The sequence below is a fragment of the uncultured Microscilla sp. genome, assembly GCF_947493425.1.
Lineage (GTDB): Bacteria > Bacteroidota > Bacteroidia > Cytophagales > Microscillaceae > Microscilla.
The window spans coordinates 31,104-52,451 of the sequence record NZ_CANLRP010000035.1 but is presented as its reverse complement, the minus strand read 5'-3'; the positions used below and the strand labels follow the sequence as shown (position 1 = coordinate 52,451).

Below are 21,348 nucleotides of genomic sequence, written 5' to 3'. Positions count from 1 at the left end.
TTGAGAGCTTATGCTCAAAACTGACTGAGGCGCTTTTTACAGGCGTAGCCATAGCTACGGCGAAAAAAGTAACGAAACCCAGTAAAGAGAACCGCAGAACGAAGTTCAAGCTCTGCGAAGCTAATTTGTTCTAAATCGGACAGTTATTGCGATCACGTTCCTAAATACTACCAGCTATATTATATATTTCGTGAAAAACACACCATAAACTGAGTGCGCCCAGGAACAGACTCTACCCTGATTTCAGCCTGATGTTGGCGTACAATTCGTTGCACCATATCTAGCCCCATGCCAGAGCCTTTGCCCATTGCCTTGGTAGTAAAAAACGGGTCGAATATTTTACCTAAAACGTCTTCGGGTATGCCCGTGCCATTGTCAATGATATAGACGCGCAAGTAGTCATCGTCGAAATCAGCCGCTATTTCCAGGGTGCCCCCTTCAGGCATGGCATCTATGGCGTTGTCCATCAAGTTAGTCCATACCTGATTCAGTTCACTTACAAATACTTTTACTTGGGGCATCCCTTTCGGGAATTTTTCTTTGAGGGCAATTTGTTGTTTTTTAATCTTATGTCCCAAAATAGTCAGCGTATTGCGAATACCCACTCGTACATCAGCCATTTGCTGTTCGGGGGCTTGGTCCATGTGGGTGTACGACTTCACCGAAGTTACCAGCTTGGCAATGCGCGAAGAGGCCTCTTCTATTTCAGTGACAAGCTTTTCGGTACTTAACACACTTTTTATCCAATTGGCCACCGGAGGAAAGTGTTCGTCAGGTACATGCACATACATTTGTTCCAGCATATCTATATCACAATTAAACTCAGCGAGTGTTTCGGCTATTTCGCTGCCATCATCTATGCCGTGTTCTTCCAGCCAGTCGGTAAGCTCATCTTCCAAGTCTGTTTTCTCCATCAGGCTCATATCAGTGCGAGGACCTGCACCAGCTTTGGCAAACAACAATTCATTGACTGCGTCTACCTGAGTGGGTTCCATTCTTATAGACATTACTTTTTTAAAGTTGTTGGGCTGTAATTGAAGTTGCCGTTTGAGTTCTGCAGCGCTGCGTACTACCGCCGAGGCAGGGTTGTTGAGTTCATGCGCCAAGCCTGCCGAAATCTTACCCAAGGCAATCATACGACCGTTTTGTTCTTGTTGTTTGGTAAAGCTACGTACCCGATTGGTCATGGTATGTACCAGCATTTCGGTAAGCTCATAATGGTCGCGAATCATTTCTTTGAAAAATGCTCTGGACAATGACATAATGGTGGTGTTTTTAGAAGTAATCCCAAAGCCTGTAGCGGTAGTGCCCCGTGAAAAAGGCAAAATACCACTTACCTCACCTTTGCTTGCCTGAGCGATCTCTCTAAATTGTCCGGCTTGCTCGGTTCTAAACGAAATCTTACCCTCCAATACAAAATGGGTATGGTCTATGGGGTCGCCTTTTTTAAAAAACTCCCCTCCATCGGGCAACTCTACCACGGTGGAGTGTTCAATAAGCCATTGTAGTTGGTGGTCAGGGATGTTGGCAAATGTGGCTAGTTGGTTGAGGTCGGCTACTGATATAACTTTAGACATGGGTGGTTTGTAATAAGATATAGTTTGGGTGAATTGTTCACCTAAAACTACGTAGATATTTGCTAAGAAAAAAGCTTGGTTACCCAACGAGGTAAATTACTATTTTTAATAAAAAATCACAATGTATGTTTAATTGCCACACAAACAAGAAACGTGTACCATTATTATAGAGAATTTGTTTAATTGCATCAAGTTTTAATACTATTAAAATAATTACACTTATAATACAGGAGTACGCTCAGGACTCAATCTAAAACCACAAAATACCTGTTAATATGCATAAAGATCAAAGTAAAGAGGCACAAGAACAAAACACCTCTCCACACATTGTACAACAAAAAAAAGCACCTGGGGCAAAACAAACCAAAGAAAGCGGTAAGCCACCCATTCAGGCAAAGCAGCAAACTGTACAGCGAAAAGATAAAACACCACCACCCATTCAGGCAAAACAACGCCCGGTACAACGCCAAACCGGAGGAGCAAACGAAGCACAGGTAAAAGCCAACGTAAGTAACCTCATGGGTACCGATGTTTCGGACGCCCAGGTACACTACAACTCAAGCCTGCCCACCCAAATGAAGGCCGAAGCTACTGCTCAAGGCAACCAAGTACACCTGGCTCCGGGCAAAGAGCGTCACCTGGGGCATGAACTTACCCACGTAGCCCAACAAAAACAGGGGCGGGTGCAACCCACGATTCAGGCAAACAATGGGTTAGGCATTAACAACGACCCCCAGCTAGAAAAAGAAGCAGATGATATAGGAGCTAAAGCCATGCAAATGAAAAGCAATGTCGATGCTCCAGTTCAGCGGGTAGCTGACAGCAACAGCTCTGAAGCTCCCATACAGTTTAACCTGGGCGCCTATGCCCTGTCGGGGCAAGGTTCTGGTATGTTAGGCAATCTTTTTGGTACCAGCACCTTTCAGGAAATCAGCGTTAAATTGGCGACTTATCAGGCATCTGCCAACCAATCAGAAAAAGATCAGTTGCTCAAACAAATCAAGCAACTGTCAGAAAAATGGTTGAAAGACAATCAAAAAGCCCACTCTGCCAATGCCAATACCAAAAGAGACAGCATACGAGGCTTACTTGCCCTGGTAAACGAAGAGATGGCGTCGAGAAATGATGACGCAAAATACTTTAAAGAAGCCAAAAAGTTTGAGCATAACTTAGGGCTTTACCTTTTTAATCATGGAGGCGCTCAAGCAGCAGTCACTACTGCGCTCAACAAAATGAGCGAAGTAATGGGAGTGGAAGCTGACAATAGCTTGGCAGGAAATGTTTTTGGCGGGAATAATGCCAAATATGCCGGCAATGTAGGCAACGATGTAAATCGGGTAATGGAAGTAGTTAACCAGGGCAACCTACGTGAAAAACTCACTGCATTTTATAATGCTTCGCTAGGGCCATTTAAAAACATGGTGACTGAGCACATTAAACTTACCGGAAGCATGGATGGGCAAACCTGGCAACAGGCCAGACAGTCTTTGAGCGACAAAGGCATTGGCAATGAAGGCATCAATAGTATTGAAGCCCGCAAAAACCAAATAGAAGATTACCCCAATCAGTTTGGCTGGGGCGCTTTAGGGCTTTTGGGGCACCAGGAAAAAATGCAGGATTTGTATACGGCTGCTGCCGATCCTTATGTAAGGGGCAATGATGATGCGCTAAAGCAAGGACAAAAAGGAATATTTGAAAAAGAGGGGCGTTCAGAAGCCTTTGATTTAGGCACTTTTTCGCCGGAGGCTTTCAATTTTAATTTTGATCAATTTGGCTTTCGCCCGGAAGACTTACAAGGAGACCCCAATGGTATGCTTGGCAATGCCTTGAATACCAGTACTTTTGCCAAGATACAAACTGCTTTGACGGGCTTTACCAATGCTGTCAATAGCAATGATAAGTTGAGAAATTATAAAACGATGAAAAACTTGAGCTGGAAATGGCTCAAAGATCACCAAGGACAAGAAGAAGTTGATGTGCAGACCAAACGTCAAAGCATAGAGGCTTTGCAGAGAGAGTTAAATAAGGTATACAGTGGGAGCACCCGCAAGTCGAGCGATTTGACCAACACCAAAGGCTTTAGCGCAGAGCTAAGCGATCGGGAAAAGTTGTTTATTCAAGAGCAAAACCCCTCTTATGAAAAAGACACCATATTTGGAGGGCATTTATCGAGGTTCATGGGTATAGATACTTATGACCACGACAAGGAGTTGCCTTGGGAAGAGGGGGGAACCAGATTTAACCCCAACCTTAAAAACAGTTGGATGAAAAAAGCAGTCAAAGAATTGAAAATGCCAGTAGTAGCCGGGCCTTCAGGCACTACCGACCGAATGTTGAGTGCTTTAAACTTTCTGGGATTGTCAGGACAAGCAGCCAATTTTCGTTTAGGCCTGTTGGGTTGGATGCTTACCAGCAACGATCATAGCTTTCATGAGATTATGTCGGTGTCCAAGTCGTTTGGACTAGAGTATGAAGAAGGTCCTTATGCCTACCATAAAATTTCTCCACTGACTATCCAACAAATCAGAGCCAATGTTTGTGAAAATGGCATGTTCCCCGATGAGATTGTATATGATGGGCACCGGGCAGATTTTGCTTTGGTACAAAATGAAATGATTGACCCTTGGACTGCTTATGGTACGCTGGCACCAGACTTACAAGATCGTTTAAGTCCTGCCGCTGCTGCTGCTATCAGGTTGTATACTGGTGGGGGGTATTTGGTGCAAAATCCAGCCAAAGAAAGTGGTGATTTGGTGGCTAAACAAAAAATAAAGCACCAAGTAGAGAATAAGCACGAATTGCTACACCTTAAAAATGATTATGAAGCAGGTAATGTAAGCTTAAGTGAGTTGTTGAAAGAAGGCAAAACACATAATGCCATATTGTACAATGCCTTAAGAGATTTACCAGATCACGTTGGCAGTGTATACCGGGGGCAAGGTAGTTTACCTTGGGATACTTTTACATTAGGGCAAACCAAAACCCTGCATAAATTTACTAGTACAACCAAAAATATTGACCGTACACATCCTTTTATGCAGACAGGGCGCATTACGACTCCTGTGCTTATAGAAATGCAGGTCAATACGGGTAAAGATGTTTCTTCTATTTCGAGGTATCAGGCAGAAGAAGAAGTATTGTTGCAACCTGGTACTACTTTCACTGTAACGGCGGTTACTCCTGGGGTGAATGATAACCGAGACAATGTACCCAATGACAAACGCCCCTATACAAGGGTAGTAATGACCCAAAACTAAATAATCGGCCACATAATATCAGATACAAAATAATGAAAGATCAGAATCAACCCCAGTATTGTAGCCATTGCCAACAAGCCATTGACCTTACTGGTCGTTATCCTCGTCGCATTTGCAACGATTGTTATCAATTATTGACAGATAAAGAAGGGCGTACTGTCGCCTATGTCAACGACGAGTTTTCGGACAGTGTGCAAGGGTTTTATACAGATGTAAATCCGCCAGTGCCTTACGACTCTTTGACCTGCTATATCAACGAAAGTGCATTTAGGGCAGAAGAAGGGCGCTTTGGGGGGGTGGTAGTGCAACATTTGCCAGATGTTGACAAATAACCCACAGGACTGTTTTTCCTGAAGACTTTTTGTCTTTGTTGTGTAATGAAGAGGGTTATATACCCAATGATGGATATAAGCCCCTTTACCAGAGCGGACAGTACGGCTGTTTTTATAAATTAACTCCCCTTGAATTGTCGAGTCATCTCTTCAAATTCAAGGGGAGTTTTTTTGACAGCCTTAACAGCCTACTTTTTTAGTACTTCTACTTCTATATAAGACGGGTTTTTGGCATTATGGTATACCCTGTGCATTTGCTTTACAAAGTCGTCATCGTTGGCTTTAAATATGTTGGGTACATATTTTTGCGGATTGCGGTCAAATAACGGAAACCATGTGCTTTGTACCTGAATCATAATGCGGTGCCCCTTCTTAAAGGTGTGCAATACGTCTTGTAATGGAAAGTTTACTTCGGTTACCTGGTTAGGTACAAAGGGCTTCGGTTTTTCAAAGCTTTCGCGAAAGCGTCCTCGCATAATTTCACTGCGTACCATCTGTTGATATCCTCCCATTTTTATATGTTTGGCAAGTTTTGGGTGCCCTTTGGCATCATCAGGATACACATCTATCAGTTTTACCACCCAATCAGCATCAGTACCCGTGGTAGATACCTTCAGTTTTGCCATTAGCTCGCCCCCCAGCGTTATATCTTCTTTGAGTACTTCGCTTTGAAAAACCAATACATCGGGTCGGCGACTGGCAAATCGTTGGTCGTCTGTCATATAAGGGCGGGGAGTAAACACAATGCGGTGGTCTTCGGTATAGGGCACTGGTTTGTTGGGGTCGCTCATAAACTCCGTAAAAGCAGTTTTTGAACTGGGGGCATTCATTGTCAGCTTTTCGCCTTCCTGCAAAAACATTTTCACCTTACTGGCTTTAGGCACAGGCCATTGATTAAACTTTTGCCATTTCTTTAGCCCAGTATCAAACATATATGCTTCGGGTAATGGAGGCATTTTTCTGTTTTTCAGAAACTTACTGAAAAAATTAAATTCAATGGTACTTTGATAAAACTCAGAAATATCATCCCCAAAATAAATGTCATTGATGATTTGTTGTTTTTTGCTACTCGCCCAGTCACCGTGCGACCAAGGACCCATTACTATAGTGTTGTGGGCTTCTGGGCTGTTTTTTTCTATAGTTTTGTAAATGTTCAAAGGACCCGATAAGTCTTCAGCATCAAACCAGCCTCCTACTGTCATTACAGCGTGTTTTATGTCTTTGAGATGAGGCAATAAATTGCGTTTTTGCCAAAACTCGTCATAGTTGGGGTGGTTGACCAACTGTTGCCAGAAGAAATTGTCTTTACCATAGTATTTATCGGCATTTTTGAGGCTTCCCATTTTCAGGTAAAAATCGTACCCATTGCTTTCCTTGGGGCGCACAAAGTTATACCAGGGCTCAGTTGTTTTTTCTTTTTTCTGAATCCCAAATGCTGGCGTAACCAACCAATAGCTCAAGGTATAAGCGCCCCGGTGGTGGAAGTCATCAAAAAAGAAATCTGCAATAGGTGCTTGGGGCGATGAAGCCTTCAAAGCCGGGTGGTTGGCAAGGGTACCCACTGCAGCGTAAAACCCTGGGTAAGAAATGCCCCATTGTCCTACTTTGCCGTTGTGATGCTTTACATTTTTTATCAACCATTCTATAGTATCAAAAGTATCAGTACTTTCGTCAAAATTTTTGGCACTCTCTCTCGCTCCCTTAGGAAGCTGAGGGCGCATATTGTCGTATTTGCCTTCCGACATCCACCGTCCGCGCACGTCTTGGTGCACAAAAATGTACTTGTCGCGTACCAAAAACTTAGATGGTCCCAGGCGGCTCATAGAAGGAAACTTACCTGCCCCGTAAGGACGACAACTGTAGCAGGTACGTTTCATGAGTATAGGGTATTGGTTGGCAGGGCTGGCGTCTTTGGGCACATACACCACAGTGTATAAACGCGTGCCGTCACGCATAGGTATTTGATGTTCATACTTGCGATAGTTGTCTTCTACAAAAGTATTGCTCTGAGAACTAGAGCGGCACGAAATGGCCACCAAAAGGCTCAGCAACAAACAGACTCTCAGGTGGGGTAAAAACTGATTCATAAAAAAAGGTTTTGTTTGATAGAGTAATGGTATAAATAGCCAATATAACCAGGTCAATTCATAAAAATGAAAAATATTTAATGATTGATTCATAGCCCATCATCAACGACGAGGCAAGAGTGATCGTAAAAGCCTTATTTCTTCCACTTTTTCAAATTTTTCAAATACTTCAGGGTGGCAGTACGAATGTATTGAGGGTGAGTCCAGGGGATGAAATGATTCATTTTTTTATCAATGATCATCTCCAGTGGAGCATTGCGTATCATCCTCTTGGCGAAAGCTGCGTTGGCAAAGGGTACTACAATGTCTCTCTTGCCATGAATATAAGTAATTGGCAATCGCAATTTGTACCAATCGTCATACATTTGCTCCAATTCGTCAACATGGCTGAGCTTTTCGTCGTTTGCTACCCTAAAGCCACGTGGTATTATCAGGCGAATAAGCAACCAGTCGGCAGGGTAAGAAATCCAAAATATTTTTTCGTGTGCCGGATCAATCGCAGGTGCCGCCAGTACCAGCGCCGCCACTTGCTTGGGGTAGAGCGCAGCCATCTTGGCTATGATAGGTCCCCCGTAAGAGTGACCCACCAGAATAGCCGGATACCCCGAACGGTTGCTGTCTAACAAAGGCTTGAGCAGTTCGGCTTGTTTTTGGATAGAGGGCACCGATTTACCATAATTAGAATACCCATAACCAGGGCGGTCTACCGATAACAGGTGAGCCTTGCCCTTGAGGGCACTATCTGCCAAAAAAGCATTGAAGGCCTCCAGCCCGCCAGGGGCACCATGTACAAATATCACCATCGGCAAAGTATCGGCTCCGGTGGCTATATAGCGTATTGTGCGTTTGCCCACCTTATAACGTTTGATTTTTACTGGAGTCGTTTTTTTGCTAAAGTATGCTTTGATTTCGCTGTCGTTTACCCGCATTTTCATGCAACCAGTACTTAGCATACCAATGCTTGCCAAACAAAGAATAAACACAAGGCGTTGCCTGAGAAAAAAATAGGTCATAGAGTTTGTGCTAAATATTTATGAATTGCCTGATGAATATATTGGGGGTGAGTCCAAGGTATAAAGTGATTCATTTTGTCCTTTGTAATTACCTCTAGCTGGGCGTTCACCATCATTTTTTTTGCAAAAGCAGTATTGGCAAAAGGCACCAGTATATCTTTTTTGCCGTGAATATAGGTAATGGGTAACTTGAGCTTTTTCCAGTCGTTTTTTAGCAGGCTGAGTTGTTGAGCGTGATGGAGCTTTTCATCATTTGCTACCCTAAAGGCAGGCGGTACCATCCAGCGCAACACCGCATAATCTATAGGATAAGAAATCCAAAACACTTTCTCATTATCAGGGTCAATGGCTGGAGCAGCCAACACCAAAGCTGCTACTTTGTGGGGGTAGTCCATAGCCATGCGTGCTACTATAGGTCCTCCATACGAGTGCCCTACCAATATAGCCGGACGTCCCGAATGGTTGAGGTCTAGCAGTGGTCTCAGCAATTCGGCTTGTTTTTGAATAGAGGGTTCTGACTTGCCAAAACCTGAATACCCGTAGCCAGGGCGGTCTACTGCTACCAGGTGAGCCTTATTTGTAAGATTGCTATCTGCCAAAAACTCCTTGAAGGCGTCTAACCCACCTGGAGCACCGTGCACAAATATTACCATCGGCAAAGTGTCGGCTCCAGTAGCAATGTAGCGTATCTGGCGGTTGCTTGCCTTATAGCGTTCAATTTTTACCGGAGTAGACCGTGCCTCAAAGTAGGCTTTTATTTTTTGGTCGCTCATGCGAAACTTCATAAACAAAAAAACGATTTGTACCAGCACTAACAGAATTACCAGAGTGATCAGCAGGCGTTTAGCCCATTTCAATAAAGTTTTGCGCATGGTGGTAACTTTTTTAAATTGATTGCCTGAGGAATGGTTAAAATAATATTTTTTTCACACAAACATGGTAGGTTTCAGAGAATAATTCACTTAACGGAATGTTAAAGCCCAGATTATTCTTTTTATTCGTGGTATCATCAACACATTAAAAATAATTCCCATTGAAACAAATAAAAATTACAGACAATATCAAAGCACTTTGCCCTCAGCTAGAGCTGGGGTGTTTGTCTGCCAGCATACAGCTTCAGTCAAAAAATGACGCCTTGTGGCAAAAAATGTTGGCGTTGTACGAGGCAAAACAAGATCTCCCTATGGAGCAGATCAAGGATATTCCGGCCATTGCTTCATCACGCGTGGCTTACAAAGCATTGGGCAAGGCTCCCAGCCGTTACCGTTTGTCAGCCGAAGCATTGCACAGACGTATTGTGAAAGGGCAAGACTTGTATCAAATCAATAACGTAGTAGACATTATCAACTACTTATCTATTGATACCGGGTTTTCGATTGGTGGCTATGACCTGGAAAAAATAGAAGGCGATATTTTGCTAGACTTGGGGCAGGCAAACGAACCCTATGAAGCCATCGGGCGAGGCAATATCAACATTGAACATTTGCCGGTTTTTCGTGATGCAGTAGGAGCTTTTGGTAGCCCCACCAGCGACTCTACCCGTACTTGTATTACCAACGAAACCCAAAAAGTGCTATTGGTTTTTCTCAATTTTGGCGGGCACACTCATTTATCACAAGCATTAGACGCTGCTCAACAATTACTGCGTGATTTTGCCGCAGGGGAAGAGTTGGGGGGTTGGCGGGTGTAGTTATTTAAACAATATGAACTATGGTAAAAAAAATCTATGCGCTTTTGGTAGGTATCAACGAGTATGATTCTGAAAGTAAAAATATACACAAGGCATCGTCCCTACGGCTACACTTCTTTTTACCTTGGGTAGTTTAGGTTGAGTTGTCTTTGCAGAACGCCGTGTGCCAACCATAGGCTAACACAAAAAATAGCAAATACCGCCAAAGCATTTACCAAAAATCAAAACTGCCTGACTGTACAATACAATCAGGCAGCCAACTAAAAACCTATGTCTGTTATCAGAAAAGGCAGTATATTTATTCCTTCACCAGTCGTTCTGCCTTGACTTTATCTTTATTTTTCATAATTACTAAATATTGTCCAGCACGTAACCTTGACACATCCAATACAATGTGCTCGCTTTTGTGCTTATAAGCTATATTTTTCAACTCTACCCCATATAAGTCAAACACCTTTACCTCAAACATTTCTTTGCCTACTGCTATGCTCGTAAAGCCCGAAGTAGGGTTGGGAGCAAATCTTGAGGTAGTATTTTCTAGTTGATCCAACACGCGGTTGTCCTCTACATAATTTGCTAAAGCGGTTTGTTTGGCAAAACTACTTCCTCCAATGTTTACAGTATAATCTTCTACTTCACCATAAGTAAAACTCTCGCAAGCGGTAGGCGTGGCGTTGTATTTCATAGATACCCTCATTCTGGTACTACCAGTAACCGCGCCTGCGGGCACAGTAAAAGAACCACTTACCTGGCTTGAACTGGTGCTGCTCTGAGAAAATACCAACTCACCACTATCAGTAAATACCCCATTTTGATTGTAATCTATCCATACCGCGTATCCTTCAGAGTAAGTTTGTCCACTCCAGGCAGGGTTAATGGTAATGTTAGTACTGCTGCCCTTACTCAGGTTGGTAGATTGTGCTGTAAAATCAGAGTAGCCTCCGTTAGAATTGTTAGAGCTATTATCAATGCTGCCAACCCTTACCCTGCCTATCCATTCATCGCTTACTGTGTTGCCCTTAGAGGCGCAGTAATTGAGCGGGGCAACGGTTTTTTCTCCAATGCGTAGCTCATCTATGGTAATATCACTGGTGTAGTTGTTTCCGGTAATTCCGCGAAAGCGTAAAGTAATGACACTTGACGAAGTAGGTAAGTCAATATTTGCCGTGCTCCAGTTGTTGCCTTGGTTGCCGCTCTTAGACCATAAATCTGTCCAGCTACTGCCTCCATTAGTACTTATCTGCACTTTCAGAGTCCCCATAGCTGCGCCATACATGTGGTATTTGAAACTAAGCTGTGGAGCCGACAAGTCAGAAAGCTTGATACAAGGGCTTAATAAGTCAGCGGTTTTGCTGGGGTAATTGGGCGACGAAGCCTCGATATACATATAATAATTGCCGTCTGCAGCACTTGATGGTCCCGTATTGTTAGAAGGAGTCCCGTTATTGTCACGGCTCCAGTCAATATTGTCGCTGTTGCCTTGTGTCCACACCCCCGTACCCGATTCAAAACTTTCGGTATAAGGAAAAACCGTGATACCATTGCAGGTGGGAGTACCGGTAGTAGTAAAATTGGCTGAAGCCGAATAACTGGAATTACCTGCTGTACATACCCCTCTCACCTGAAACTCATACCCAGTACCTTGCAGCAAGTTGCTTATGCTGGCAGATGTATTGCTGGTGTTCAGTGCAGTCCAGTTGCTACTGCCCTGAGCTCTATAGCGTATATTGTAGCTATTGGCGTTGCCCGACCAAGACAAGGTAGCCGAGGTATTGCCTATAGAAGAAGCGTTGAGGTTGCTAGGTATTGCACAGTTATTGTTAACATCGCTCGACTTACTTACCTCTATCAAAAACTCAAGGGCTAGTTTTACAAATTTTTGGGCATGTACCGAGTTTGCTGTAGGGAAATTCTGATAAGTATCGTTGGCAGTGTGTATGTGAGGGTTGGAGCCCTGAAAGCTGGCTTCTAGTGGAAAAGCCGCATCGTATCCTTTTTGTGCCCAGCTGTAGTGGTCAGAGCAGCCATAGTTACATTTGGTAGTACCATAAGTAAGCTTGTGCACACCCGAAGCGTTGTAATGATCCATCAATTGGGTCAAAAACGTATTCAAAGCATTGTCAGTATAAGAGTCGTTTACAATGTACACATCATTTGAAGAACCATTGTAGTTGGTCATGTCAAACTGCACATAACTTATCACATTTACATTCCTGTTTTTGTAGTCTTGAGCTATTTCATTAGATCCCCTCAAACCCACTTCTTCGGCGGCGTACGCCATAAATTCTATAGTGCGCTTGGGTTTGTAGTTCATATCTATCAATACCCTGGCTGCCTCGGTAATGGTGGCAATGCCTGAAGCGTCGTCATCTGCTCCAGGTGCATTGTTGTTGTTGCTGGGGTTGGTACTGTCGAGGTGCCCGCCAATAATCACAAATTCGTCCGGGTTTTCGGCTCCTTGAATAGTCATGACGACTGAAGGCATATTAGAGCTGGTATGGTTTACCAAACGTACCGAAATATCGCTTCTACCTACAGCCAGTGCTTCCCATTTGGCTTTGAGGTCTATAGCCGATTGGGTAGCCGAGCTTTTGGTATGATAACGCGTACCGTAGCTTACCAGGTCGAGAATTGTATTCTGAACGTTGATGTTGTTTACCATTCCAAGGCTTTGCAATACCTTGGCGTCTTGGTCAATGGTGTAGTTAAAGGCAACGGTTTTTCTTTGCTGTTTGGCTTTACTTACTGGGTTGTTCAATGCCTCAAGCGCGCTTGCCAGACTGTTTTTATATACATAGCCAGGCCCGTGTACCAATACTTTGTGGTGCAGTTCGTGTGCTCCTTTTTCAGTCAGTTTTATGGCACTTACCCCATACTTAGTGGCAAGAATAAAGATATCGTTGGGTAACTCTTTTTTCAAAGCGAGTGCGTGTTTGGCGTCTGCTGTAGCATAAAACTGTCCTGATGCCAAAGCACCACTTGCCTGGTGACGGTGAGCCTCAGTTTGTTGTGCGTTTGTGCTCAGTACGCAACCCAGCAAGCATATCAACAATAGGTAGATTTTAAATAGCGGTGGTTTGTTCATAACTTTTTATTTGTAAATAGTTGTGTAATATAATTGGGTGGTGGCGATGCTCGAATATTTTGAGTCGTAACCCCTAGTACTCTAGCTTCTAAGTAGGTAAAGTAGGGATTTTGATGAATTTTGTTCTTTGGTGATCTTCAAAAATAGAGCATAGCCATAGTTACGTGATATTTTTGAAGAGAAGCCAAAGGGCAAAAGGTGCAGAATACCGCTTTACGTATTTAGTGTCTGGAGTACTAATTGTTTGTGTAAAACAATGGCTGTAAGGTTAGATTTTTTAGGGTTTTTTGGGCAAAAAAGGAGGTATACAAAAAGTAAGCAGAAACATTTTGTGGAAATGATTGTATAATGCAATAAGTAAACTTTGGGATGAACCGTAAGTAAATAGCAGTTAACCGTAATAATACTCACTTTTGTAAGTAGTAAATAAATCAGTGGCTTATACATCCAGCAGGGGGATATTAGGTAAACAACTGACTTAATGCCAGGTTAACACCAGGAAAATATGGGAGGTAGCTTATTTCGTGATATGAAATATTTTGTTGTAGTACTTTTGATTTTAAAATACAAATTGTAACATTTATTATAGGGTTTTTGTTTGTTTTATTGGTAGTTTATATTGTATTTAATTTTAATTATAATAAATTATTTTGAGTTGATTTGCTGTATTTAAGGAAAACATCCCTTTATTTGAGGGGTTAAAAATGTATTTGAAAGCAAAGTATTGGGAGAAGTAACGCTTTGCATTTTAGCCTTTTGCCGTCTTGGTTATAAAACAAGAGTAGAGTGACTGAATGGGTTTTCAGGTATATTAAAAGTTTAGTTGTAATATACAGGTAGTTCCTTCAAACAATCAACTACGATGCACAAAAAAACCGACAGGTGATAAGGGTTGCCCCAAAACCTGCCGGATGTTACATTGTGCTTATTTATAATATAATTGAGTCAGTGCTTGTGGGCACTGTATCTAAATGATTGGGATAGTTGATACAAACCTGCAAGCGGTTAGTTTTTTAAGCCAAAAGTGAGTACCGGACGATTGGCGTGGTTTACTACATCTTCGGCTATACTACCCGCAAACCAATGCGCCAAGCCTTTACGTTGATGTGTACCCATAGCAATCATATCTACCCCCAGGTTTTCGGCCGCGTGAATTACCCCAATTTCTTCGTTTACGTCAGACTCTACGTGCAAGGTAAAGTTTTCGAGATTGGCTTTTTTTACAAACTCGTCGCTTTGCTCTTTGATTTCGTGCGAACTCAAAAAAGCATTGGGTGTATTCACATATACCAGATGAATATGTGCCCCAAAAAATTGTTGGAACTCTTTGAGTATCTCTACTGCTTTTACCTGCTCTTGGCGTAGGTTGGTGGCAAATACCAATGCCTTTACCTCAAAACTATCAGCAGTATTGCGCACCGTAAGCACGGGGCAGGCAGAAGTTCTTACTATTTTTTCGGTGTTCGAGCCAATCAGTATTTCTTCCAGCCCACTGGCACCCTGTGTGCCCATTACTACCAGGTCAATGGCTTGATCATTAATATAAGTTTTAATGACTTTAAAAATACTGCCTATCTCTACCTGAGAACTTACTTTTATGCCGTTGTCTTCCTCTGCCATTCTTTTCAAATGACTGACAGAGGTGTCTTTCAAGTGCGAAATATAGTCTTGTTCGGTGGCAGTATAGCCTACCTCAGAAAACGGCATATAAGGTTCTATTACATTCAGCAAAAGCACTTCTGCATCTGCTTTTTTTGCTATATTTTTTGCTACATTAAATGCGTTGATTGATTGCTCAGAAAAATCGATGGGGACAAGTATTTTTTTCATAACGGTAATTTTATTCAGTGTGTTGATAATTTGATTGTTTATAATACAATACTCTGCAGTGATTTTAGTCAAAGTTGTTTGCTGGTGATCAGTTATTGATGAATTTAAAAACTATTTAATTGGGTGTTTGGGCGTAAAACCGAAACACTTTTAAAAATAAAGTGAGTAAGCAATCCTAATATAAAACACTGGTTTGCAGTATTTAACAAGGTGAGCATTTACTCGAATCAGCTATGGACTATCAACTAAATACTATGGACTATTGTAATATCTAATAAACTAATACAAATATAGAAGTTTAGGCAAATTATTAAAATGATAATTGTCATTTAGCCAGTAGACAATCATTAGTTTTCCCTGGGAGCATTTTACCTCTGATTTTTATCTAAAAAACAGCCTATGGTATGTACCTGTTTTTAGGTAAGTGTTTATCCGGTTTTTGTCCTGATATTTGTTCAAGCAGCGCAGGGTTGAGTACCCAGATAAAAAAAACAACCGCCCAGTGGACGGTTGTTTTTGTGCATCAAAATAAATAAAGGTGTATAAATAACGACTACCTACCATAAATGATAAGGGTTTGCCCCACCTTGAGTTGCTTACTTTGCAACTTATTCCAGGTTTTTATTTGACGGGCTTTTACTCCAAAGCGTCGAGCTATTTTTCTGAGCGAATCGCCTGCTTTTACAGTATATGTTTTTTTAGAAATATATATTGTTAGTTTTTTACCTGTTTTGAGCGAAGAGCTTTTACCCAAGTTGTTCCAAAGTTGAAGCTCGGCAACACTGATGCGGTACTTTTTAGCAATAACGGCAAGTGTCTCGCCAGTTTTTACCCGATGATATACCCGGTTGAGGGCAGGTGGCTTTGGCTTGCTGTCTTTTTTACTGCGCTTACCTATGGCTGTTACTACTACCTCCTGCAAGCCCACTTCTTTATCTTCAGTGTTTATTGAGCTTGAGCCCCTTAGGTGTATGGTAGTAGATGGAACAGATGTTTTTACGTCGTTTTTCTTTAAACTCTGTGTTCTCCTAGGACGATACCTTCTTACTTTTTTGTAGCCTGCTCCTGAGCTAGGGCTATAGTTTACTGAGCGGGTGTTGCCTACAGCGTGTTTAGACACTCCCTTGGGCAGGGGCAAAGGCTGTTTTACCGATACTATTTTGCCCTCTTTGTTTCTGACCTCTGGCGATATGGCAATAAAAGAAGTGTATTGAGTAAGCAGGTTATACTTGAGTCCTAGCTCAGTAATTTTTTTAACGTGTTTTTGGCGGTTGGCGCCATAATATTTACGATAATCATCGTGTAGTTTGATGCGTTCTCTTGCCCACAAGTAGCGAATTGCTTGGTTGTTTTCCTGAGTAGCCGAACTTACCTTGATAGTTTTACGGTAGGTTTTGTTGCCCGATAAACCCGTAACAGTGATTTTGCCGGTAGGCTTGCCCTTATATTTTCCATATACAATGATAGGACGCTCAGCAAACACATCGGGCACTGTCCAGGGCTCAGTGTCGTATACTTGAAACCCATCATACTTGATCTTGATATTGGTCAACACTGGGTTTTGAATATAGTTACGAAACTTTTCTGCCTTTACGTCAGCTTCTGTACCGTGAGTTACTATAAAAGGTTCGCCCATTCCGGCACGTGCCATTCCTTCTATCAGAAAACGATTGACTGATGAGCCAATGCCAAAAGCAAACAAATTGGCGCGGTTCAGGTTATTACGAATCAAGTCAAAAGCTTCTTTTTCTACGGTCACATATCCATCGGTCACTACCACAAAAGAGCGTGAGTAATCTTTGGTTTGTTTAAATGCAAGCGCTTTTTTGAGGGCAGGCAATAAGCGGGTGCCACCTCCGCCTCTTTGTTGGTCTATTACCCCAAAAGCTTTTTGGATATTTGCCTGGTTTGCTTCCATAGATTCGGGCGACATCATCTGGTTGCTGCTTTCAAACAACATCACATTAAATTTGTCTTTGGGGCGTAGCTTGCCTATCAGGTTTTTCAACAACCGCTTAGACACACTCAAAGGAAACCCATGCATAGAACCTGATACATCTACAATAAATACATACTCGCGAGGAGGAATCTGGCTGTTGTTGGGTGCTTTTGGGGGCTGCATCATCATTAAGAAAAACTTCTCGGCATTTTCGTCGTCTTCTTCTTTGCCGCTTGCCACTTCGTTTTCACCTTCGTACAAAAGCAAACCTGACTGAATTTTACTGCCTGCCAAACGGTAACGTACAATGTAATCGCGGTTGCCACCAAATTTCTCTGATTTTTTTAGTTTGATTACCCCCGTAGATTTGTCCTGATAGTTTACATTTACTTTGTGCGAAGTGCACGCCATTTGTTGAATAGGCATGCCAGCGTTGATGGTGGTGTTGATATTAAAAGTATAAGTAGGCTTACTTCCTTCTTTGAGGTAAGGGTTTTTGACCCATTTTTCGCTAGAGGTTGCTTTAGCGACAGGAGTATCAGAGTAGCGCGGACCTACTACAGTGGGGTACGAAAACTCATACACACCATCGGTGGGCACCAACAGTTCGGTATAATGTAACTCTACTTTGATCAAGTCTTTGGGTAAAATATTCGCCACATTCATTTGAAAAACATTGGGACGGTGTTGTTCTAGCAACGAAGCCGTCTTGCCTTGTTTTTTGGCAGTCTCGTATTGTGCACGAGCTTTGCCTTTTTCTTCTATTTTGGCAATTAGTTTGCGCTCGCCTATAGTCATTGTCATGGCATATACTGCCGCTTGAGTAGACCCCGGAAATACATAAATGGCTTCCAAAGTATTTTTACCTTCGTTTTTGTATACCTGGGTTACGGTTACGTCGGCAATGACCCCTGCCACGTTTACATTTACCGATGTTTCTTTTAGAGGCATCTGGTCTACTTTAGAGTTTTTGCTTTTGACCAAAAAGTAGGGCGAAAGTGTTTTAGTGGGCTTTTTTTGTGCTTGTGCCCCAAACCCAATCAACAGCATCAGGGCAAATAACTGCACCTGAAGCAGGGTGTTTTTTAATTGAATGCTTGTTTTCATAATACATGAAGTTTTTGAGGGTGAAATGTTTTTTGGTTAATTCCCTGTGAGTATTTAGGGAGGGATCAAGAAATAAAGTACCTAAAAATGCGTATACTATTTCTCGTTTGCTCCCTTATTAGGTAGACAAGGCTAAGTACTAAAGGGAGTAGGAGAGGGTATATTTAGTTAAAATATAAGGCGTCTCAATAGGATGTGGGTGCAGTCTCCGCTGGGCTTTAGTAAAAACTACAAAAATAGCCTACTCTGTTTGACTAAATTCTTTCTGTCATGCTTCCCCGATGTCTCACATTGGCGTCAGCCTAAGGGCGTTAAGGAAACCCTGGAAATATTGCTTACATTCACTTACAGGCAACTTTTGAGTATTTAAAATACTTTGTTTAAAGCTCCTCAATCACACAGGTATTGCGCGCCTGTTATTTGATTACTAAACGTTTGGTTTTGCGGCTACCGTCTTTGAGCATAAACTCAACCAAATATACACCAGTAGCCAGTCCATCGGTAAATAGCTCTTTTTGGTCGCTGCCGTTGGGCACATATTGTTGCAGTACTTTGCCTGCCAGATTGAGTATCCTCACTTTTTCAATCTCATTGCGACGGTCAGTCACTACCAGGGGTTGGTTGAGCCGAGTAGGGTTGGGGTACATAAAAAACTCGTTTTGCGCTACCACTAATACTTCTACTTCGTCGCTATAAAATGTGTTGCCTGGGGCATTGGTAAGCGCCACCCTGTATACATTGCGATAAGCCAAGGGTGAAGCATCACTAAAGGTATACAAAGCCCCATTTGGGAGAGTGTTGGCGATCGTTTTAAAACCCTCACCCGAACGGTTGCTACGCTGTAGGGCGATATTGCTAAGGTGGTAGTCGGTGGCCAACGCAAGTTGTAAGCGGGTAGTGTCATTAAACCCAGGGGTTGCCAAAAACGATTTGAAATAGCATTTGATCCCCTTAAAATCAATATTAATTGTATTGCCCCACCTTATCGCGGTATTGTCAATGAAAGGAGCAACCGCAAAATACTTACTGGAGTGGGTACTTTTGTTGATCACAACGAGCGTATCTTGTACTTGAGCGATTGGTTCGAGGTATTTTTCGCCCATTTTATATACCTGGTAACTGCTCACGCCAGGCAACGGTGGCCAAAACAACATAATTGCTTGTGGGCAGTTGTACCCTACATTGGGGGCAAACCCTGCCATTACCTGAAAAGGGTCAGATGTAAAGCTAAAGCCACTTTGGGCGGTCAAGCGTATTTGTATAGGAGCAAACAGGTTGGGTACTGCCCAGTGGTGGTATTCTTTTGACAGGTCGTTCAGGTGGGCAATGAGTTGCCAGGTGTTGCTATTGGCGAGTTTGTATTCCAGCTTACCCGGTTCGGCTACCTTGTGCCAGTTCCACTGCAAGCGACTCGTGCGAGCGGCTTGTAATACATTGTTTTGCAAAGGATACACCCACTCAAAACCCGTAGGGTACTCATAAGCGATGCTAAAGCGTTGGTTGGATACAGCCAGACTAAAGGCTTTGACATTGATTTCGTATGTGCCAGCTTCCGGAAAACTAAGCATTACTTGTTCTATGTTATTGAGGTGATCTTCGCCTCGTTGAGCAGGCAGTTTCAGAGAGTCGGCATGGGCAAAGGTGTTGAGTGTCCAAGGTTTCCAAATGGTGCCCGTACCCACCTTTTTTACACTGAGGTCTAAGTCATTGACCAATGCTTTGGTGTTGCCTGCCTTTGCCGCTGGATCGTGCCATACCAAGGTTACTTTCAAGTGTTGGGCGTTGGTGGGTACAGTAATCTTAAACGTCTTGTGGTCGTTGGTAGCTGCTAAAATTTCGGTCGCATAGCGGTTGTCTTCCAAGGTTTTAATAGTACCCAAGGCGTCAACACTACCAAACCCGTATTCAAAGTCAACCCCCGTCCTGCCTAAGTCGTCAGCTGCGTTGATGAGTACCGCTTTGAGCAAAGCTGCAGGTGGAGTTTGCCCTTTTTTGCGCTGGTAGGCTTGTTGCGCCAGCAAACCAATGCCCGATACTATAGCTGCACTTTCCGAGGAGCCATTACCTCCTCCGTAAGCAACCAATTCGGGCTTGACCCGCCCATCATAAGCAGGCCCTCGGCTACTAAGGGTAGTCACTACCGAGTTGGTGTCTATTTCGCCTACTGTGAGCACGTTTTTGGCTACCTTAAACTGTCCTGATAGGTTGGCAAAACCCTTGATGTTATACTTAGTGTGAGCCGTCGCATCTGCCTGATTGCCAAAGTTGCCAATAGAAAATACGTGCAACAATTGCGGAAAGTCAATGCCGTGCTGGTCATAAGCTTCGGCTTCGATGCCATAATAGTTTTCTATAGCCCCTACACCATACGAGTGGTTTTGCACGTATGCTTTTTGTTTCATGAGCGTATTGCCATTGTCGGGAGCGAGTCCGTTTCTAAACCCAGAAGAGTAGAGTTGGGCTTTCCAGGCTACCCCCAGAGCGCCCGACGAACTGTTGCCACCTCCGGCAATAACGCTGGCGATGATAGAAGCGTGCGTGTCTACAGTTTTGCCTAGGTTGGTGGTGTCTGCAATGCGCCCGGCAAAGTCAATGTCTGTTATATTAAAAGGGTCTTCACGCACCGACACAAACAAGCCATCGCCGTTGAGTTGGGGGTAGAGTTGGTGAACTGCACTTATTTTATTAAGCCATATTCCTCGGCTGTCAAAACTCAATTCAGTTTTGGCGGAGAGCTTGCCACGATCTATAAACAATACTTGTGGGCAAGCAGCGAGTTTGGCAATGGTTTGGTGGCAGGCATTGCTTACTTGTGCTATATTGGGGTACAATTGCTTGATTTTGTTTTGAGGCAAATATTGGGTACACCACTGATCAAATGCCTTAAAATTAAGAATTTTTACCTGAATGGTATTGGTGTATGACAAACACCCTGGGGCTACCTTTATAGTTTCAAATCTTTTTTGGGCAAAAGTAGCCATGCTTAAAGTAAGGGTAAGGGTTAGCAGTTGAATTTTTTGTAAGAGTATTTTCATAAAGCTTTTGTTATAAATGCCCGGTCAAAACCAGGGTTGACTGGTAGTGGTTGATTGTTATTGAGCTTCCTTGGGAATTGTTCAAAAATAAATTTACACTCTGAGGGGTGATTTTTCGCCTTGATACTTCGTTATTTTTATTGCCCGTAGCGCTGCTATGGGCGCAAAAAATAGCCTCGTCTCAAAACAAAACCTCTACCTCAAGAATGGTAATTTAATTTCTCACCATTCCTTGGGTTTACCTCCTTTATTACTCAAATTTGATTAGGGGGTGTACCCAAAGGTGGCACCTTTTGTTGGTGAGCAATAACGGGCAATATACATGATTTCGTTTTTTTAGCCATCATAACGCTGCGCTTATGTCTTGCTATTTAACCCACAATTGCCCATCTTCGG

At 42.8% G+C, this 21,348-nt stretch carries 11 protein-coding genes; 3 read left to right on the top strand and 8 right to left on the bottom strand.

Annotated elements, in window-relative coordinates:
• Window positions 1–179: 179 nt before the first annotated feature.
• The gene (locus tag Q0954_RS11755; RefSeq protein ID WP_299457020.1) at window positions 180–1,577 is read right to left on the bottom strand and encodes an ATP-binding protein; all 1,398 of its coding nucleotides are present in this window, start codon (window positions 1,575–1,577) and stop codon (window positions 180–182) included.
• A 275-nt stretch (window positions 1,578–1,852) separates the two neighbouring features.
• Here Q0954_RS11755 and Q0954_RS11750 point away from each other — a divergent pair, with 275 nt between their 5' ends.
• Both Q0954_RS11750 and Q0954_RS11745 read left to right on the top strand, forming a co-directional pair.
• Entirely contained in the window at window positions 1,853–4,834 is a 2,982-nt protein-coding gene (locus Q0954_RS11750) for a DUF4157 domain-containing protein (protein ID WP_299457018.1), read from the top strand.
• A gap of 32 nt (window positions 4,835–4,866) precedes the next feature.
• Window positions 4,867–5,166: a hypothetical protein gene (locus Q0954_RS11745; RefSeq protein ID WP_299457016.1), complete on the top strand. Its 300-nt coding sequence runs from the start codon at window positions 4,867–4,869 to the stop codon at window positions 5,164–5,166.
• 188 nt (window positions 5,167–5,354) lie between these two features.
• Here the strand turns inward: Q0954_RS11745 and Q0954_RS11740 are convergent, their stop codons facing one another.
• From Q0954_RS11740 to Q0954_RS11730, 3 genes are all read right to left on the bottom strand, one after another.
• Window positions 5,355–7,253 carry a CocE/NonD family hydrolase gene (locus tag Q0954_RS11740; RefSeq protein ID WP_299457014.1) on the bottom strand — a complete coding sequence of 633 codons (1,899 nt, stop codon included), beginning with the start codon at window positions 7,251–7,253 and terminating at the stop codon, window positions 5,355–5,357.
• Window positions 7,254–7,387: 134 nt separating this feature from the next.
• A complete protein-coding gene (locus Q0954_RS11735; protein WP_299457013.1) occupies window positions 7,388–8,266 on the bottom strand; it encodes an alpha/beta hydrolase in 879 nt (292 codons plus the stop codon).
• Entirely contained in the window at window positions 8,263–9,138 is an 876-nt protein-coding gene (locus Q0954_RS11730) for an alpha/beta hydrolase (RefSeq protein WP_299457012.1), read from the bottom strand. Before Q0954_RS11730 ends, Q0954_RS11735 begins: the two co-directional genes overlap by 4 nt.
• 161 nt (window positions 9,139–9,299) lie before the next feature.
• On the opposite strand from Q0954_RS11730, the gene Q0954_RS11725 reads away from it, so the two are divergent.
• Complete coding sequence (locus Q0954_RS11725) at window positions 9,300–9,956, top strand: phenylalanine--tRNA ligase beta subunit-related protein (RefSeq protein ID WP_299457011.1); 657 nt, start codon at window positions 9,300–9,302, stop codon at window positions 9,954–9,956.
• 298 nt (window positions 9,957–10,254) lie between these two features.
• Here the strand turns inward: Q0954_RS11725 and Q0954_RS11720 are convergent, their stop codons facing one another.
• From Q0954_RS11720 to Q0954_RS11705, 4 genes are all read right to left on the bottom strand, one after another.
• The gene (locus tag Q0954_RS11720) at window positions 10,255–13,041 is read right to left on the bottom strand and encodes a M20/M25/M40 family metallo-hydrolase (protein ID WP_299457010.1); all 2,787 of its coding nucleotides are present in this window, start codon (window positions 13,039–13,041) and stop codon (window positions 10,255–10,257) included.
• Window positions 13,042–14,046: 1,005 nt separating this feature from the next.
• Window positions 14,047–14,871 carry a universal stress protein gene (locus Q0954_RS11715; protein WP_299457008.1) on the bottom strand — a complete coding sequence of 275 codons (825 nt, stop codon included), beginning with the start codon at window positions 14,869–14,871 and terminating at the stop codon, window positions 14,047–14,049.
• Between the two features lie 553 nt (window positions 14,872–15,424).
• Window positions 15,425–17,917 carry a VIT domain-containing protein gene (locus Q0954_RS11710; protein ID WP_299457006.1) on the bottom strand — a complete coding sequence of 831 codons (2,493 nt, stop codon included), beginning with the start codon at window positions 17,915–17,917 and terminating at the stop codon, window positions 15,425–15,427.
• 416 nt (window positions 17,918–18,333) lie between these two features.
• On the bottom strand, window positions 18,334–20,952 hold the full coding sequence (locus Q0954_RS11705) for a S8 family serine peptidase (RefSeq protein ID WP_299457004.1): 2,619 nt from the start codon (window positions 20,950–20,952) through the stop codon (window positions 18,334–18,336).
• Window positions 20,953–21,348 lie beyond the last annotated feature (396 nt).

Coding starts and splice junctions, on each gene's coding strand:
- Q0954_RS11755 (WP_299457020.1), bottom strand. CDS start 1,577: ATGTCTAAAGTTATATCAGTAGCCGACCTCAACCAACTAGCCACATTT.
- Q0954_RS11750 (WP_299457018.1), top strand. CDS start 1,853: ATGCATAAAGATCAAAGTAAAGAGGCACAAGAACAAAACACCTCTCCA.
- Q0954_RS11745 (WP_299457016.1), top strand. CDS start 4,867: ATGAAAGATCAGAATCAACCCCAGTATTGTAGCCATTGCCAACAAGCC.
- Q0954_RS11740 (WP_299457014.1), bottom strand. CDS start 7,253: ATGAATCAGTTTTTACCCCACCTGAGAGTCTGTTTGTTGCTGAGCCTT.
- Q0954_RS11735 (WP_299457013.1), bottom strand. CDS start 8,266: ATGACCTATTTTTTTCTCAGGCAACGCCTTGTGTTTATTCTTTGTTTG.
- Q0954_RS11730 (WP_299457012.1), bottom strand. CDS start 9,138: ATGCGCAAAACTTTATTGAAATGGGCTAAACGCCTGCTGATCACTCTG.
- Q0954_RS11720 (WP_299457010.1), bottom strand. CDS start 13,041: ATGAACAAACCACCGCTATTTAAAATCTACCTATTGTTGATATGCTTG.
- Q0954_RS11715 (WP_299457008.1), bottom strand. CDS start 14,871: ATGAAAAAAATACTTGTCCCCATCGATTTTTCTGAGCAATCAATCAAC.
- Q0954_RS11710 (WP_299457006.1), bottom strand. CDS start 17,917: ATGAAAACAAGCATTCAATTAAAAAACACCCTGCTTCAGGTGCAGTTA.
- Q0954_RS11705 (WP_299457004.1), bottom strand. CDS start 20,952: ATGAAAATACTCTTACAAAAAATTCAACTGCTAACCCTTACCCTTACT.